Below are 13,824 nucleotides of genomic sequence, written 5' to 3'. Positions count from 1 at the left end.
GAATGGAGAGCCACTAATGGCAAAGAGCAAGTTTGAGCGCAATAAGCCGCACGTCAACATTGGCACGATCGGTCACGTTGACCACGGCAAGACGTCGTTGACTGCTGCGATCACGAAGTATTTCGGCGAGTTCAAGGCGTATGACCAAATCGACGCTGCACCGGAAGAAAAGGCGCGCGGTATCACGATTTCGACAGCCCACGTTGAGTATGAGACGGCTGCTCGTCACTATGCGCACGTTGACTGCCCCGGCCACGCCGACTACGTGAAGAACATGATCACCGGTGCTGCGCAGATGGACGGCGCGATCCTGGTTTGCTCCGCAGCTGACGGCCCAATGCCACAGACCCGCGAGCACATCCTGCTTGCTCGTCAGGTTGGCGTTCCTGCCATCGTCGTGTTCCTCAACAAGGTTGACCAGGTTGACGACGCAGAACTGCTGGAACTGGTAGAACTGGAAGTTCGCGAACTTCTGTCGTCCTACGACTTCCCAGGCGACGATATTCCAATCGTCAAGGGTTCGGCTCTTGCTGCGCTTGAAGATTCTGACAAGAAGATCGGCGAAGACGCAATTCGTGAACTGATGGCTGCTGTTGACGCCTACATCCCGACACCAGAGCGTCCAATCAATCTGCCATTCCTGCTGCCGATCGAAGACGTGTTCTCGATCTCTGGCCGTGGTACGGTTGTCACGGGTCGCGTTGAGCGCGGTATCGTCAAGGTTGGTGAAGAAGTTGAAATCGTCGGCATTCGCGCCACGACCAAGACGACTGTGACCGGCGTTGAAATGTTCCGCAAGCTGCTCGATCAGGGCCAGGCTGGCGACAACGTTGGCGCGCTGATCCGTGGCGTACAGCGTGACGGCGTTGAGCGTGGTCAGATCCTGTGCAAGCCAGGTTCTGTCAAGCCACACAAGAAGTTCATCGCCGAAGCCTACATTCTGACGAAGGAAGAAGGCGGTCGTCATACACCGTTCTTCACGAACTACCGTCCACAGTTCTACTTCCGTACAACGGACGTGACCGGTATCGTTTCGCTTCCAGAAGGCACGGAAATGGTTATGCCAGGCGACAACGTCACTGTTGAAGTCGAGCTGATCGTTCCGATCGCGATGGAAGAAAAGCTGCGCTTCGCGATCCGCGAAGGCGGCCGTACCGTCGGCGCTGGCATCGTCGCAAGCATCGTCGAGTAATTTTACTCGCTATCATACTGAGGACGATGGCGGTGCTTCACGCGCCGCCATCGAACGTTTGATAAAAAAGCATTATGGCGTTGCATTTTTAGTGCTTGAAAAATCCGGTGAAAGCGCGTAAACGCGCACTCACGATCACCAGTGGGATTCGCAAGCCTTCGCGAAGCCCGGTGAGTTAAGCATTACAGACTACTGAAATGATTGGGATGCCACACGCATTCCTCTCGATTTTTGAAAATCTGCGGCGCCACGATCAACTAGGTTCATGTATTTCCGCGTGCGGAAATCTATAACAAAGAACAAGGACAAGACGAATGACCGGCCAGAATATCCGTATCCGCCTCAAGGCGTTTGATCACCGGATCCTCGATGCCTCTACCCGTGAAATCGTGTCGACCGCCAAGCGCACCGGTGCAAGCGTTCGCGGCCCGGTTCCACTGCCTACACGCATCGAAAAGTTTACTGTCAACCGTTCTCCACACGTTGACAAGAAGAGCCGTGAGCAGTTCGAAATGCGGACGCACAAGCGCCTTCTCGATATCGTTGACCCTACACCGCAGACTGTTGATGCTTTGATGAAGCTCGACCTTGCTGCCGGCGTCGACGTCGAAATCAAGCTCTAAGACCCGGCCTGACCTTACGAATGTGAGGCCGTATAACAAGGAAGGTACGTGGAGTAATCCAACGACTTCTAATCCGGAGACCGGAAACGTCGTGAGGCGTCGAAGGGAACTCCTTAACAAAGGCCGATAAGGGTTTTCCCTTCAAGGCTCGCAAGAGGATTGAACCAAATGCGTTCAGGTGTGATTGCACAGAAAGTGGGCATGACTCGCGTCTACAACGACGCCGGGGAACATGTCCCAGTAACAGTATTGCGTTTGGATAACGTACAAGTCGTTTCCCAGCGTACAGAAGACAAGAATGGCTACACCGCAGTTCAGCTCGGTGCCGGCCAGTCCAAGGTCAAGAACACGTCGAAAGCGCTTCGCGGCCATTTCGCTGCTGCTAGCGTTGAGCCAAAAGCAAAGCTCGTAGAATTCCGGGTTTCTCCCGAAAATCTTATCGACGTTGGTGCAGCACTGACCGCAGATCATTTTCAGGCAGGACAACTGGTAGACGTTACCGGCACAACGATCGGTAAAGGTTTTGCCGGTTCGATGAAGCGTCACAACTTCGGTGGTGGTCGCGCTTCTCACGGTAACTCGGTTTCTCACCGTGCACACGGTTCTACTGGTTCTAACCAGGATCCGGGCAAGGTCTGGAAGGGCAAGCGTATGGCTGGTCACATGGGCCACACACGCGTCACCACCCAGAATCTGGAAGTGGTTTCGACCGATGAGGGTCGCGGTTTGATCCTCGTGAAGGGCGCCGTTCCCGGTTCCAAGGGTTCCTGGATCATCGTCCGCGACGCCGTTAAGTCGGCAGCGAAGTAAGGGAGCCTCATCATGGAATTGAACGTCAAAACCCTCGAGGGAAAAGACGCCGGCAAGGTTTCTCTGTCGGACGAAATTTTCGGCCTCGATCCACGCCAGGACATCCTGGCCCGCATGGTTCGTTACCAGCTCGCTAAGAAGCAGCAGGGAACGCACAAGACCAAGAACCGTTCGGAAGTTTCCCGTACGGGTGCAAAGATGTACAAGCAGAAGGGTACGGGCCGCGCTCGTCACCATTCGGCTCGCGCTCCGCAGTTCCGCGGCGGCGGCAAGGCCCATGGCCCAGTCGTTCGTAGCCATGCTCACGACCTTCCTAAGAAGGTTCGCGCGCTTGCTTTGCGTCACGCACTGTCTGCAAAGCTGAAGGCTGAAGACCTGATCATCGTCGATCAGCTCGTCGCCAGCGATGCAAAGACAAAGGCTCTGCTGGGCAACTTCGCTACGCTTGGCCTGACCAACGCTCTCGTTATCGGCGGCGCAGAACTTGATGGCAACTTCAAGCTCGCAGCTCAGAACATTCCTAATGTGGACGTTCTGCCGGTTCAGGGCATCAATGTTTACGACATCCTGCGTCGTGGCAAGCTGGTGCTTTCCAAGGCTGCGGTTGAAGCCCTTGAGGAGCGGTTCAAATGACGGATCTTCGCCACTACGATGTGATCGTATCTCCTTCGATCACCGAAAAGTCGACGCTGGTCTCCGAACAGAACCAGGTCGTATTCAACGTCGCCAAAGACGCTTCGAAGCCTGAAATCAAGGCTGCCATCGAAGCACTCTTCGGCGTCAAGGTCACGGCAGTGAACACGCTTATCCGCAAGGGTAAGACCCGTCGTTTCCGTGGATTCGCTGGTAAGCGCAAGGATGTCAAAAAAGCCATCGTTACGCTCGCTGCAGGTCAATCCATCGACGTGTCCACAGGACTCTAAAGGTTAGGCCCAAGCGGGCAAAAACCCAAAAGGGAACAATACAATGGCATTGAAAAGTTTCAATCCAACCACGCCAAGCCAGCGCCAGCTGGTTATCGTGGACCGGTCTTCGCTTTACAAGGGCAAGCCGGTAAAGGCTCTTACAGAGGGCCTCAGCTCGAAGGGTGGCCGTAACAATCAGGGCCGGATCACCGTTCGTTTTCAGGGCGGCGGTCACAAGCGGACCTACCGTCTGGTAGACTTCAAGCGTCGTAAGTTCGACGTTGAAGGTACGGTCGAGCGTCTGGAATATGACCCTAACCGCACCGCATTCATCGCGCTCGTGACATACACGGACGGCCAACAGGCTTACATTCTCGCGCCACAGCGTCTCGCTGCCGGTGACAAGGTGATCGCCTCCGACAAGCAGGTGGACGTGAAGCCAGGCAATACTATGCCTCTTCAGTACATCCCAGTCGGCTCGATCATCCACAACGTCGAGATGAAGCCAGGCAAGGGCGGTCAAATCGCTCGCTCCGCCGGTACGTATGTTCAGCTCGTTGGTCGCGATGCAGGGATGGCGATCCTTCGCTTGAACTCCGGTGAGCAGCGTCTGGTGCATGGCTCTTGCCTTGCATCGATCGGTGCTGTCTCGAATGCCGATCATGGCAACATCAACGACGGCAAAGCCGGTCGTTCACGCTGGCGCGGCAAGAAGCCTCACGTTCGCGGTGTCGTGATGAACCCTGTCGATCACCCTCATGGTGGTGGTGAAGGTCGTACGTCTGGTGGTCGCCATCCGGTGACTCCGTGGGGTAAACCCACAAAGGGCAAGCGGACTCGCTCCAACAAGTCGACCGACAAGTTCATCATGCGTTCGCGCCATCAGCGCAAGAAGTAAGAGAGGAACTCTCAAATGGCTCGTTCAGTATGGAAAGGTCCGTTTGTTGACGGCTATCTTCTCACTAAGGCTGAGAAGGTACGTGAAAGCGGACGTAATGAAGTGATCAAGATCTGGAGCCGTCGCTCCACGATCTTGCCGCAGTTCGTTGGTCTGACATTCGGCGTCTACAACGGCAGCAAACATGTGCCCGTCTCGGTCAACGAAGACATGGTCGGACACAAGTTCGGTGAATTCTCTCCGACCCGGACCTATTACGGTCATGGCGCGGACAAGAAGGCAAAGAGGAAGTAATCATGGCGAAGGCTAAGACCGAACGCCGGCTGAAGGACAATGAGGCTCAGGCCATTGCCCGTACGCTCCGCGTCAGCCCCCAGAAACTGAACCTGGTTGCCGCTCTTATCCGTGGCAAGAAGGTTGATCGCGCTCTCGCCGAGCTCGAATTCTCCCGCAAGCGCATTGCTGCCACTGTCAAGAAGACTTTGGAATCGGCTATCGCGAACGCAGAAAACAACCATGACCTCGACGTCGACGCTCTCGTCGTCGCCGAGGCCTACGTTGGCAAGTCCATCACCATGAAGCGTTTCCACGCTCGTGGCCGTGGCCGCGCATCGCGTATCGAAAAGCCGTTCGCTCACTTGACGATCGTGGTTCGTGAAGCTGGTGAAAAAGGGGAGGCCGCATAATGGGTCAGAAAATCAATCCAATCGGCTTCCGCCTCGGTATCAACCGCACTTGGGATAGCCGCTGGTATGCAGACACTGCCGAATACGGCAAGCTTCTGCACGAAGACCTCAAGATCCGCGCCTACCTGATCAAGGAATTGAAGCAGGCTGGTATCGCTAAGGTTGTCATCGAACGTCCGCACAAGAAGTGCCGCGTGACCATTCACTCGGCTCGTCCGGGTCTGATCATCGGCAAGAAGGGTGCAGACATCGAGAAGCTTCGCAAGAAGATTTCCGAGATGACCTCTTCGGAAACGCACCTCAACATCGTTGAAGTGCGCAAGCCGGAAGTCGACGCAACACTCGTTGCTCAGTCGATTGCCCAGCAGCTTGAACGCCGCGTGGCTTTCCGCCGCGCGATGAAGCGTGCTGTTCAGTCCGCTCTGCGTCTTGGCGCCGAAGGCATCAAGATCACCTGCGGTGGCCGTCTTGGCGGCGCTGAAATCGCTCGTACCGAATGGTACCGCGAAGGTCGCGTTCCGTTGCACACGCTGCGTGCGGACATCGACTACGGTGTGGCGGAAGCCACAACGGCATTCGGTATCTGCGGCATCAAGGTTTGGATCTTCAAGGGCGAAATCCTTGAACACGATCCAATGGCTTCCGAGCGTCGTGCGCTCGAAGGCGATGCCCAGGGTCCAGCAAGCCGTGAGCGCGGCGATCGTGGCGACCGTCGCCGCGACAACGCTTGATAAACGCTGGCGAAAGATAAGCTCGGAGAAGTAATAAAATGTTGCAGCCAAAGCGTACTAAGTACCGCAAGCAGTTCAAGGGACGCATCAAGGGCGTCGCGAAGGGCGGCTTTGACCTGGCATTCGGTGAATTCGGCTTGAAGTCGCAGGAACCGAACCGCGTTAATGCACGTGAGATCGAAGCGGCTCGCCGCGCGATCACACGTTACATGAAGCGCGCTGGTCGTGTGTGGATCCGCGTATTCCCAGACACTCCGGTTACGGCGAAGCCGACCGAAGTTCGTATGGGTAAGGGCAAGGGTTCTGTTGAATACTGGGCATGCAAGGTCAAGCCCGGTCGTATGATGTTCGAGATCGACGGTGTTTCCGAGGAGATCGCCCGCGAGGCGCTTCGTCTCGGCGCTGCCAAGCTCTCGGTTAAGACGCGCTTCGTTCAGCGCATCGCAGAGTAAGGAGCAGGCACCATGAAAGCCGAAGACGTTCGCGGCCTCAGCGCCGATCAGCTCAAGGACAAGCTAGCCGACCTGAAGAAAGAGCAGTTCAACCTGCGCTTCCAGAAGGCAACCGGTCAGCTGGAAAAGTCCTCGCGCATCAACGAAGTTCGCAAGGACATCGCCCGCGTGAAAACCATTGCCCGCCAGAAGGCGGCAGAAGCCAAGGCCTAAAGGAAAAATAATATGCCTAAACGCATTCTGCAGGGCGTCGTAGTGTCCGACAAGAACGAGAAGACTGTTGTAGTCCGTGTTGAGCGCCGATTCGCTCACCCGCTGCTTCAGAAGACCGTTCGCCGTTCGAAGAAGTACAAGGCGCACGACGAAAACAATCAATACAAGATCGGCGATGTCGTTTCCATCGAGGAATGCGCACCGATTTCCAAGGATAAGCGCTGGACGGTCGTGGCCGCCCAGGCATAATTTCAACAGATTTTCGCGCGGCACCTTGCTATATGCGCGGAAGTCTGTATGAAGCAGCTCAAGGACGCTCGTTCACGGGCGTTCTTTTGCTTTGATGCGCACGGAAGGTCCGTTAGGAAACCACCCTGTAAAGATTATTCCGCGCGAAAACAGAGACAGTTCATAAGCTGGAACAGGGGGCCTCTTTTGCCCAACCGGTCCGGTAACAACAAGAAGGCGACCTGACATGATTCAGATGCAAACAAACCTCGACGTGGCGGATAATTCCGGCGCACGTCGTGTCATGTGCATCAAGGTGCTGGGCGGCTCGAAGCGTAAGTATGCTTCCGTTGGCGACATTATTGTCGTTTCTATCAAGGAAGCCATTCCGCGCGGCCGCGTCAAAAAGGGCGACGTGATGAAAGCGGTTGTTGTGCGTACCGCGAAAGACATCCGCCGCGCTGACGGCAGCGTCATCCGTTTCGATAACAACGCAGCCGTTCTTATCGACAACAAGAAAGAGCCTATCGGCACCCGTATCTTCGGACCGGTTCCACGCGAACTTCGCGCCAAGAACCACATGAAGATCATCTCGCTGGCTCCAGAAGTACTGTAAGGAGCAATAGCGATGCAGAAAATTCGTAAAGGCGACAAAGTTGTCGTATTGACCGGTAAGGACAAGGGCCGTACCGGCGAAGTAACACAGGTTTTGCCGAAAGAAGATCGGGCTTTTGTGAGTGGCGTAAATTTGGTGAAACGTCACCAGCGCCAGACCCAGGGCCAGGAAGCCGGCATCATCAGCAAAGAAGCGTCCTTGCACATTTCGAACCTCGCCATCGCCGATAAGGATGGCAAGCCTACTCGCGTTGGCTTCCAGGTTATCGATGGCAAGAAGGTCCGCGTGGCCAAGCGTTCGGGAGAAGTGATCGATGGCTGAGTCCAAGTACGAGCCGCGTCTCAAGGCCGAATACGTTTCGCGTATTCGCGGCGCAATGCAGGAGAAGTTCTCCTACGCAAACGTTATGATGATCCCCAAGCTGGACAAGATCGTCATCAACATGGGCGTTGGTGAAGCAACTGCCGATTCGAAGAAGCCAACGGTTGCTGCTGGCGATCTGGCGGCAATTGCCGGTCAGAAGCCTGTCATCACCAAGGCTCGCAATTCGATCGCGGGCTTCAAGGTTCGCGAACATATGCCAATCGGTGCGAAGGTTACCCTTCGTGGCGCACGCATGTACGAATTCCTTGATCGTCTGGTCAACATCGCGCTGCCGCGCGTTCGCGACTTCCGGGGCTTGAACCCGAAAAGCTTTGACGGCCGTGGCAACTTCGCCATGGGCATCAAGGAACACATTGTGTTCCCAGAGATCAACTACGATAAGGTTGATCAGATGTGGGGCATGGACATCATCGTTTGCACGACGGCGACGTCGGACGACGAAGCGCGGGCTCTTTTGACAGAGTTCAACTTCCCGTTCCGTCAATAACCGTAACGACGAGCGTAGAAAAGGAACTACGATATGGCGAAAACAAGCGCAGTTGAAAAGAACAAGCGCCGCCGCAAGACAGTTGCTTCCCAGGCTGGCAAGCGCGCCGCACTGAAGGCAATTGTCATGAACCAGTCCCTTCCGATCGAAGAGCGGTTCCAGGCAACTCTGAAGCTCGCTTCGCTGCCGCGTGACGGCTCGAAGACGCGTATCCGCAACCGCTGCGAAGTAACGGGCCGTCCGCGCGCGTTCTACCGCAAACTCGGAATGTCGCGTATTGCGCTTCGCGAGTTGGGCAATTCCGGCAAGGTGCCGGGTATTGTCAAGTCGAGCTGGTAAGGAGACGGGCACATGACAATGACTGATCCGTTGGGTGATATGCTCACCCGAATCCGCAATGGTGCTGCTCGTCGCAAGTCGTCGGTCAACACACCTGCCTCCAGCCTGCGCGCACGCGTTCTCGACGTGCTTCAGGCCGAAGGTTACATTCGCGGTTATTCCAAGGTTGATTTTGAGAACGGCAAGTCCGAACTCACGATCGAACTGAAATACTACGAAGGCGCGTCGGTGATCCGTGAGATCGGCCGCGTGTCCAAGCCGGGCCGCCGGGTTTATGTCTCGGTCAAGTCCATCCCGCAGGTCGCGAACGGCCTCGGCATCACGATCCTTTCGACTCCGAAGGGTGTGATGGCCGATCACCAGGCTCGCGAACAGAACGTTGGTGGCGAGGTTCTTTGCTCAGTCTTCTAAGATTGAGCAGGAATTTCCTTAACGGACAGACAGGATAGAAATATGTCTCGTATCGGTAAAAAGCCCGTTCAGGTTCCTGCAGGTGTGACGGCCACTGTTGAAGGCCAGACGATTACTGCCAAGGGCCCGAAGGGTGAACTGTTCTTCGTCGCAAACGACGAAATCCAGGTCAAGCTTGAAGAAAACGCTGTTTCGGTACAGCCAGCCAACAACACCAAGGAAGCTCGTTCCAAGTGGGGCATGTCCCGCACGATGGTCGAGAACATCTTCAAGGGTGTGAAGGACGGCTACGAACGCAAGCTCGAAATCAACGGCGTTGGTTATCGTGCGTCTTTGCAGGGCAAGAACCTGCAACTGGCACTCGGTTTCTCCCACGACGTGGTTTATGAGCCTCCGGTCGGCATCACCATTGCCGTGCCAAAGCCAACGGAAATCATCGTTTCCGGCATTAACAAGCAGCAGGTCGGTCAGGTTGCCGCGGAAATCCGCGAATACCGTGGTCCCGAGCCCTACAAGGGCAAAGGCGTCAAGTACGCTGAAGAACGGATCATCCGCAAAGAAGGCAAGAAGAAGTAAGGATCAAGCGAAATGGCTAGCAGGAAAGAAGCACTTGCACGTCGCGCCAACCGCGTGCGCCGCCAGATCAAGGCGGTTGCTAACGGTCGCCCGCGCCTGTCGGTTCATCGCTCGTCGAAGAACATCTACGTTCAGGTTATCGATGATGTGGCCGGTAAGACGCTTGCGTCTGCCTCCACACTCGAGGCAGATCTGCGCTCGTCTTTGAAGACGGGTGCGGACGTTGCAGCAGCTGCCGTTGTTGGCAAGCTGGTTGCCGAACGCGCTGGCAAGGCTGGCGTTAAGGATGTCGTATTCGACCGCGGCGCCTTCATTTACCACGGCCGCATCAAGGCTTTGGCTGAAGCTGCCCGCGAAGGCGGTCTGAACTTCTAATGTGCGCATAACCCTTCTGATCGCTTGCGGTCAGAAGATAGGAATTATGTGCCGCTAAAAATTTTCCGCCTGGGCAACGTCCTGGGCGGATTTCACCGGACCATGCGGGTATCAGCGATGATGCCGATGGTCTTTTCGTTTGCCGTTCCACCCGTAAAAGAAAAAGGAAAAGGACAATGGCACAAGAAAAAAGAGGTTCTCGCGACGACCGCCAGAACCGTGAAGAGCGCGACAGCGAGTTCGTTGACAAGCTGGTAGCGATCAACCGCGTTGCCAAAGTTGTCAAGGGCGGCCGTCGTTTCGGTTTTGCTGCTCTCGTCGTTGTTGGCGACCAGAAGGGCCGCGTTGGCTTTGGTCACGGCAAGGCTCGTGAAGTTCCTGAAGCTATCCGCAAGGCAACTGAAAGCGCAAAGCGCGATCTGATCTTCGTTCCTCTGCGCGATGGTCGTACGCTGCATCACGACGTAAACGGCCGTCACGGCGCTGGCAAGGTTCTGCTGCGCTCTGCAAAGGCTGGTACCGGTATCATCGCCGGTGGTCCAATGCGCGCTGTTTTCGAAACGCTCGGCGTTCATGACGTTGTTGCCAAGTCGACGGGTTCTTCGAACCCTTACAACATGGTTCGCGCAACGTTCGACGCTCTCAAGCACCAGGTTCATCCTAAGGACGTTGCTGCACAGCGCGGTCTTAAGTATGCGACCCTTCAGTCCCGCCGCGCCGCTTCCGGCAACGCTGCTGAAGAATAAGGAGCAGTATCATGGCCAAGAAGACTACTGAAGCCAAGACGACTGTTACAGTCGAACAGATCGGCAGCCCAATTCGCCGCCCTGCGGTTCAGCGCCAGACGCTGATCGGCCTGGGTCTCAACAAGATGCACCGTCAGCGCACTCTGGAAGATACTCCAGCTGTTCGCGGCATGATCCGTGCTGTCCAGCATCTCGTTCGCGTCGTAGACGAGAAGTGAGACGGAGGAAGTCATCATGAAACTCAATGAAATTAAAGACAACGAAGGTTCTTCCAAGGATCGTATCCGCGTAGGTCGCGGTATCGGTTCCGGCAAGGGCAAGACTGGTGGCCGCGGCGTCAAGGGTCAGAAGGCTCGTTCGGGCGTTGCTATCAACGGTTTCGAAGGCGGCCAGATGCCAATCTACCGTCGTCTGCCAAAGCGTGGCTTCACCAACATCTTCGCATCCGAGTATGCTGAAGTTTCGATCGGCCGCGTTCAGGCTGCTATCGATGCTGGCAAGCTCGACGCCAAGACAACGGTTGATGCTGCTGCTCTCAAGGCGGCTGGCGTTATTCGTCGCCTCAAGGACGGCGTTCGCATTCTTGCTGATGGCGAGCTGACGACGAAGGTTTCCTTCGAAGTTGCTGGTGCGTCCAAGTCTGCTGTTGAAAAGATCGAGAAGTCTGGTGGTTCCATCAAGCTTCTGGTTGTTGCAGCGGAAGCCGCAGAGTAATATAAGACTTTGAACGCCCGGGGTGTTTCACTCCGGGCGTTCGCGCTCATAGTCGCATAAGCCTTTGAATCCTAATCGATTAAACGAAGATTATGCGAAAACTCTCAAGTTGCGCGAAAGCGTTTCGGGGAGAGCCTCACAGTTCTGAAGCGTTCATGGGAATGCTGACGGACTAACGAAAACAAGGGTGAGGCATGATTTTGGCTAAAAAGCCTTGATCCGTCCGAAGCCCGGTTTTTGAACCAGTATCTTTTAGACCTTTTCCGGAATTGCCGGTTTCCGTGCCGCTGGACAAGGGTCATGCGGAGAAATTTATGGCTTCAGCAGCGGAACAACTGGCCTCAAACCTGAATTTTTCGACCTTCGCTAAAGCCGAAGATCTGAAAAAGCGCCTCTGGTTTACCCTTGCCGCACTTCTCGTTTATCGCCTCGGAACACATATTCCGCTTCCTGGTCTGAACCCGGAAGCCTATGCACAGGCGTTTAAAGGGCAGGCCAACGGCATTCTTGGCCTCTTCAACATGTTTGCGGGCGGTGCAGTGGAGCGCATGGCGATCTTCGCGCTCGGCATCATGCCCTACATTTCCGCATCTATTATCGTGCAGCTGATGACATCGGTTGTGCCTTCGCTCGAAGCCTTGAAAAAGGAAGGCGAAGCAGGCCGCAAGATCATCAACCAGTACACACGTTACGGCACGGTGCTGCTCGGCACGCTTCAAGCTTACGGCATTGCCGCAGGTCTCGAGAGCGGGGCAGGGCTCGTCATCGATCCAGGCTGGTTCTTCCGTGTGTCCACCGTCATCACGCTGCTGGGCGGCACGATGTTCCTGATGTGGCTCGGTGAGCAGATCACGTCGCGCGGTATCGGCAACGGTATTTCGCTGATCATCTTCGCGGGTATTGCTGCTGGTCTGCCAAAGGCACTGGCCGGCACGCTGGAGCTGGGTCGCACCGGCGCATTGTCCACCACGCTGATTCTCATGGTCGTCGTCGTCGCTATCGGCGTGATTGCCCTGATCGTCTTCGTGGAACGCGCGCAGCGTCGTCTTCTGATCCAGTATCCGAAGCGACAGGTCGGCAACCGCATGTTCCAGGGCGATACATCGCATCTGCCGCTGAAGCTGAACACGGCTGGCGTCATTCCTGCGATCTTTGCATCGTCGCTGCTGCTTCTGCCTGCAACGGCTGCTGGCTTTACCAACAGCACCAATCTGCCGCCTTGGGCGACATCGATCATCGCGTCGCTTCAGCACGGACAGCCACTGTTCATGCTGCTCTACGGCCTGTTGATTGCGTTCTTCGCGTTCTTCTACACGGCGATTGTCTTCAATCCGAAAGACACCGCCGACAATCTGAAGAAGCACGGTGGCTTTATTCCCGGCATTCGTCCCGGCGAACGTACGGCTGAATACATCGATTACGTTCTGACACGCATCACGCTGGTTGGCGCTGTTTATCTGGTGTTCGTCTGTATCTTGCCTGAGACGCTTATTGCGCGGACTGGTATCCCATTAGCCCTTGGTGGTACTTCGCTTTTGATCGTAGTCAGTGTAACGCTTGATACTGTTGCACAGATTCAGGGTCACCTAATTGCTCAGCAATATGAGGGGCTGATCAAGAAATCGAAACTGCGTGGAGGAAAGAGGGGACGATGAGACTGATATTTTTGGGACCGCCGGGTGCTGGCAAGGGAACTCAGGCCAAGCGCTTGACCGATAAATATGGCATTCCACAACTTTCTACAGGCGACATGCTGCGTGCGGCCGTTACGGCAGGCACAGAGATCGGCAAGCGCGCCAAGGCAGTGATGGATGCTGGCGGTCTCGTATCGGATGATATCGTCAACCAGATCGTGTCTGAACGTATCCAGGAAGCGGACTGTGCCAAGGGGTTTATCCTCGATGGTTATCCGCGCACGGTTCCGCAGGCCAAGGCGCTTGCGGAAAACATGCGACAGAAAGATCTGGTGCTCGACGCCGTGATCGAACTGAAGGTCGACGAGGAAGCGCTGGTGCGCCGAATCGAAAACCGCGTTGCTGAAACGATTGCTGCCGGTGGCACTGTTCGCTCAGACGACAACCCTGATTCGTTCCGCAAGCGTCTTTCCGAGTATCGTGAAAAGACGGCTCCTTTGTCCCAATACTATGAGGGACAGGGGGAACTTGTGGTTCTGGACGGCATGGCACATGTCGATGCAGTGACCGTTGCAATCGAAGCTGTTCTTGAAAAAGACGCCAATGCTGCGGCTTCTGCTGCGCGCATCTAAAGAATCTTGGCGGGGCCGGTTGCTTTTTTGAACTGATTCCGTTAAACACCGCGCCAACTCGCGACAACCCAAGCGACTGGCGCGGATTTTCCTTTAGGGAAGGAAAATCCGAGTTCGGTCGTTTTTGACTTGTGACGAACAGGAAATTGAACTGGCGGCTGGTTTATGCCGC

24 protein-coding genes are annotated in these 13,824 nt (G+C 55.6%); all 24 read left to right on the top strand.

What is annotated here, in order from left to right:
- The first annotated feature begins 16 nt into the window (after positions 1–16).
- The 24 genes from tuf to RMR16_RS07750 all read left to right on the top strand — a co-directional run bounded on the left by tuf (position 17) and on the right by RMR16_RS07750 (position 13,652).
- Positions 17–1,192 carry an elongation factor Tu gene (gene tuf, locus RMR16_RS07865; RefSeq protein ID WP_432353361.1) on the top strand — a complete coding sequence of 392 codons (1,176 nt, stop codon included), beginning with the start codon at positions 17–19 and terminating at the stop codon, positions 1,190–1,192.
- Positions 1,193–1,506: 314 nt separating this feature from the next.
- Entirely contained in the window at positions 1,507–1,815 is a 309-nt protein-coding gene (gene rpsJ, locus RMR16_RS07860; protein WP_003495158.1) for a 30S ribosomal protein S10, read from the top strand.
- 168 nt (positions 1,816–1,983) lie between these two features.
- Positions 1,984–2,625, top strand: coding sequence for a 50S ribosomal protein L3 (gene rplC, locus RMR16_RS07855; protein ID WP_320202166.1), 642 nt, complete (start codon positions 1,984–1,986; stop codon positions 2,623–2,625).
- Between the two features lie 12 nt (positions 2,626–2,637).
- Positions 2,638–3,258: a 50S ribosomal protein L4 gene (gene rplD / locus RMR16_RS07850; RefSeq protein WP_320202165.1), complete on the top strand. Its 621-nt coding sequence runs from the start codon at positions 2,638–2,640 to the stop codon at positions 3,256–3,258.
- Entirely contained in the window at positions 3,255–3,548 is a 294-nt protein-coding gene (locus RMR16_RS07845) for a 50S ribosomal protein L23 (protein WP_320202164.1), read from the top strand. Before rplD ends, RMR16_RS07845 begins: the two co-directional genes overlap by 4 nt.
- A gap of 43 nt (positions 3,549–3,591) precedes the next feature.
- Complete coding sequence (gene rplB / locus RMR16_RS07840) at positions 3,592–4,428, top strand: 50S ribosomal protein L2 (protein ID WP_320202163.1); 837 nt, start codon at positions 3,592–3,594, stop codon at positions 4,426–4,428.
- Between the two features lie 15 nt (positions 4,429–4,443).
- Positions 4,444–4,722 carry a 30S ribosomal protein S19 gene (gene rpsS / locus RMR16_RS07835; protein ID WP_003507772.1) on the top strand — a complete coding sequence of 93 codons (279 nt, stop codon included), beginning with the start codon at positions 4,444–4,446 and terminating at the stop codon, positions 4,720–4,722.
- A gap of 2 nt (positions 4,723–4,724) precedes the next feature.
- Positions 4,725–5,114, top strand: a complete 390-nt coding sequence (gene rplV / locus RMR16_RS07830; protein WP_320202162.1) for a 50S ribosomal protein L22 — start codon at positions 4,725–4,727, stop codon at positions 5,112–5,114.
- Positions 5,114–5,845 (top strand): 30S ribosomal protein S3, encoded by a 732-nt coding sequence (rpsC, locus tag RMR16_RS07825; protein ID WP_320202161.1) that lies wholly within the window; start codon positions 5,114–5,116, stop codon positions 5,843–5,845. The genes rplV and rpsC overlap by 1 nt, the downstream gene beginning before the upstream one ends.
- A gap of 38 nt (positions 5,846–5,883) precedes the next feature.
- Complete coding sequence (gene rplP / locus RMR16_RS07820) at positions 5,884–6,297, top strand: 50S ribosomal protein L16 (RefSeq protein ID WP_042618528.1); 414 nt, start codon at positions 5,884–5,886, stop codon at positions 6,295–6,297.
- Between the two features lie 12 nt (positions 6,298–6,309).
- On the top strand, positions 6,310–6,510 hold the full coding sequence (gene rpmC, locus RMR16_RS07815; RefSeq protein WP_138790874.1) for a 50S ribosomal protein L29: 201 nt from the start codon (positions 6,310–6,312) through the stop codon (positions 6,508–6,510).
- A 12-nt stretch (positions 6,511–6,522) separates the two neighbouring features.
- Positions 6,523–6,759: a 30S ribosomal protein S17 gene (gene rpsQ, locus RMR16_RS07810; RefSeq protein WP_320202160.1), complete on the top strand. Its 237-nt coding sequence runs from the start codon at positions 6,523–6,525 to the stop codon at positions 6,757–6,759.
- A gap of 226 nt (positions 6,760–6,985) precedes the next feature.
- Positions 6,986–7,354, top strand: coding sequence for a 50S ribosomal protein L14 (rplN, locus tag RMR16_RS07805; protein WP_003495199.1), 369 nt, complete (start codon positions 6,986–6,988; stop codon positions 7,352–7,354).
- A 12-nt stretch (positions 7,355–7,366) separates the two neighbouring features.
- Positions 7,367–7,675 carry a 50S ribosomal protein L24 gene (gene rplX, locus RMR16_RS07800; RefSeq protein ID WP_320202159.1) on the top strand — a complete coding sequence of 103 codons (309 nt, stop codon included), beginning with the start codon at positions 7,367–7,369 and terminating at the stop codon, positions 7,673–7,675.
- Complete coding sequence (rplE, locus tag RMR16_RS07795) at positions 7,668–8,225, top strand: 50S ribosomal protein L5 (protein ID WP_111838912.1); 558 nt, start codon at positions 7,668–7,670, stop codon at positions 8,223–8,225. Before rplX ends, rplE begins: the two co-directional genes overlap by 8 nt.
- Positions 8,226–8,258: 33 nt before the next feature.
- Entirely contained in the window at positions 8,259–8,564 is a 306-nt protein-coding gene (rpsN, locus tag RMR16_RS07790) for a 30S ribosomal protein S14 (RefSeq protein WP_042618523.1), read from the top strand.
- A gap of 12 nt (positions 8,565–8,576) precedes the next feature.
- Positions 8,577–8,975, top strand: coding sequence for a 30S ribosomal protein S8 (gene rpsH, locus RMR16_RS07785; RefSeq protein ID WP_042618522.1), 399 nt, complete (start codon positions 8,577–8,579; stop codon positions 8,973–8,975).
- 42 nt (positions 8,976–9,017) lie between these two features.
- A complete protein-coding gene (gene rplF, locus RMR16_RS07780; RefSeq protein ID WP_320202158.1) occupies positions 9,018–9,551 on the top strand; it encodes a 50S ribosomal protein L6 in 534 nt (177 codons plus the stop codon).
- Between the two features lie 12 nt (positions 9,552–9,563).
- Complete coding sequence (gene rplR / locus RMR16_RS07775; RefSeq protein ID WP_320202157.1) at positions 9,564–9,926, top strand: 50S ribosomal protein L18; 363 nt, start codon at positions 9,564–9,566, stop codon at positions 9,924–9,926.
- Positions 9,927–10,102: 176 nt separating this feature from the next.
- The gene (rpsE, locus tag RMR16_RS07770; protein WP_045230766.1) at positions 10,103–10,672 is read left to right on the top strand and encodes a 30S ribosomal protein S5; all 570 of its coding nucleotides are present in this window, start codon (positions 10,103–10,105) and stop codon (positions 10,670–10,672) included.
- A gap of 11 nt (positions 10,673–10,683) precedes the next feature.
- Positions 10,684–10,890 (top strand): 50S ribosomal protein L30, encoded by a 207-nt coding sequence (rpmD, locus tag RMR16_RS07765; protein ID WP_045230765.1) that lies wholly within the window; start codon positions 10,684–10,686, stop codon positions 10,888–10,890.
- 16 nt (positions 10,891–10,906) lie between these two features.
- Positions 10,907–11,386 (top strand): 50S ribosomal protein L15, encoded by a 480-nt coding sequence (gene rplO / locus RMR16_RS07760; protein ID WP_320202156.1) that lies wholly within the window; start codon positions 10,907–10,909, stop codon positions 11,384–11,386.
- Between the two features lie 314 nt (positions 11,387–11,700).
- Positions 11,701–13,041 carry a preprotein translocase subunit SecY gene (gene secY / locus RMR16_RS07755; RefSeq protein ID WP_320202155.1) on the top strand — a complete coding sequence of 447 codons (1,341 nt, stop codon included), beginning with the start codon at positions 11,701–11,703 and terminating at the stop codon, positions 13,039–13,041.
- Entirely contained in the window at positions 13,038–13,652 is a 615-nt protein-coding gene (locus RMR16_RS07750; RefSeq protein ID WP_320202154.1) for an adenylate kinase, read from the top strand. Before secY ends, RMR16_RS07750 begins: the two co-directional genes overlap by 4 nt.
- The last annotated feature ends 172 nt before the right edge of the window (positions 13,653–13,824 follow it).

The sequence above is a fragment of the Agrobacterium sp. rho-13.3 genome, from assembly GCF_033957765.2.
Lineage (GTDB): Bacteria > Pseudomonadota > Alphaproteobacteria > Rhizobiales > Rhizobiaceae > Agrobacterium.
The sequence above is the reverse complement of the archived record's forward strand: the minus strand, read 5'-3'. Positions and strand labels throughout refer to the sequence as shown.

What these genes read in the sequence shown, in the direction of transcription:
- tuf (WP_432353361.1), top strand. Translation starts at nt 17, where the DNA reads ATGGCAAAGAGCAAGTTTGAGCGCAATAAGCCGCACGTCAACATTGGC.
- rpsJ (WP_003495158.1), top strand. Translation starts at nt 1,507, where the DNA reads ATGACCGGCCAGAATATCCGTATCCGCCTCAAGGCGTTTGATCACCGG.
- rplC (WP_320202166.1), top strand. Translation starts at nt 1,984, where the DNA reads ATGCGTTCAGGTGTGATTGCACAGAAAGTGGGCATGACTCGCGTCTAC.
- rplD (WP_320202165.1), top strand. Translation starts at nt 2,638, where the DNA reads ATGGAATTGAACGTCAAAACCCTCGAGGGAAAAGACGCCGGCAAGGTT.
- RMR16_RS07845 (WP_320202164.1), top strand. Translation starts at nt 3,255, where the DNA reads ATGACGGATCTTCGCCACTACGATGTGATCGTATCTCCTTCGATCACC.
- rplB (WP_320202163.1), top strand. Translation starts at nt 3,592, where the DNA reads ATGGCATTGAAAAGTTTCAATCCAACCACGCCAAGCCAGCGCCAGCTG.
- rpsS (WP_003507772.1), top strand. Translation starts at nt 4,444, where the DNA reads ATGGCTCGTTCAGTATGGAAAGGTCCGTTTGTTGACGGCTATCTTCTC.
- rplV (WP_320202162.1), top strand. Translation starts at nt 4,725, where the DNA reads ATGGCGAAGGCTAAGACCGAACGCCGGCTGAAGGACAATGAGGCTCAG.
- rpsC (WP_320202161.1), top strand. Translation starts at nt 5,114, where the DNA reads ATGGGTCAGAAAATCAATCCAATCGGCTTCCGCCTCGGTATCAACCGC.
- rplP (WP_042618528.1), top strand. Translation starts at nt 5,884, where the DNA reads ATGTTGCAGCCAAAGCGTACTAAGTACCGCAAGCAGTTCAAGGGACGC.
- rpmC (WP_138790874.1), top strand. Translation starts at nt 6,310, where the DNA reads ATGAAAGCCGAAGACGTTCGCGGCCTCAGCGCCGATCAGCTCAAGGAC.
- rpsQ (WP_320202160.1), top strand. Translation starts at nt 6,523, where the DNA reads ATGCCTAAACGCATTCTGCAGGGCGTCGTAGTGTCCGACAAGAACGAG.
- rplN (WP_003495199.1), top strand. Translation starts at nt 6,986, where the DNA reads ATGATTCAGATGCAAACAAACCTCGACGTGGCGGATAATTCCGGCGCA.
- rplX (WP_320202159.1), top strand. Translation starts at nt 7,367, where the DNA reads ATGCAGAAAATTCGTAAAGGCGACAAAGTTGTCGTATTGACCGGTAAG.
- rplE (WP_111838912.1), top strand. Translation starts at nt 7,668, where the DNA reads ATGGCTGAGTCCAAGTACGAGCCGCGTCTCAAGGCCGAATACGTTTCG.
- rpsN (WP_042618523.1), top strand. Translation starts at nt 8,259, where the DNA reads ATGGCGAAAACAAGCGCAGTTGAAAAGAACAAGCGCCGCCGCAAGACA.
- rpsH (WP_042618522.1), top strand. Translation starts at nt 8,577, where the DNA reads ATGACAATGACTGATCCGTTGGGTGATATGCTCACCCGAATCCGCAAT.
- rplF (WP_320202158.1), top strand. Translation starts at nt 9,018, where the DNA reads ATGTCTCGTATCGGTAAAAAGCCCGTTCAGGTTCCTGCAGGTGTGACG.
- rplR (WP_320202157.1), top strand. Translation starts at nt 9,564, where the DNA reads ATGGCTAGCAGGAAAGAAGCACTTGCACGTCGCGCCAACCGCGTGCGC.
- rpsE (WP_045230766.1), top strand. Translation starts at nt 10,103, where the DNA reads ATGGCACAAGAAAAAAGAGGTTCTCGCGACGACCGCCAGAACCGTGAA.
- rpmD (WP_045230765.1), top strand. Translation starts at nt 10,684, where the DNA reads ATGGCCAAGAAGACTACTGAAGCCAAGACGACTGTTACAGTCGAACAG.
- rplO (WP_320202156.1), top strand. Translation starts at nt 10,907, where the DNA reads ATGAAACTCAATGAAATTAAAGACAACGAAGGTTCTTCCAAGGATCGT.
- secY (WP_320202155.1), top strand. Translation starts at nt 11,701, where the DNA reads ATGGCTTCAGCAGCGGAACAACTGGCCTCAAACCTGAATTTTTCGACC.
- RMR16_RS07750 (WP_320202154.1), top strand. Translation starts at nt 13,038, where the DNA reads ATGAGACTGATATTTTTGGGACCGCCGGGTGCTGGCAAGGGAACTCAG.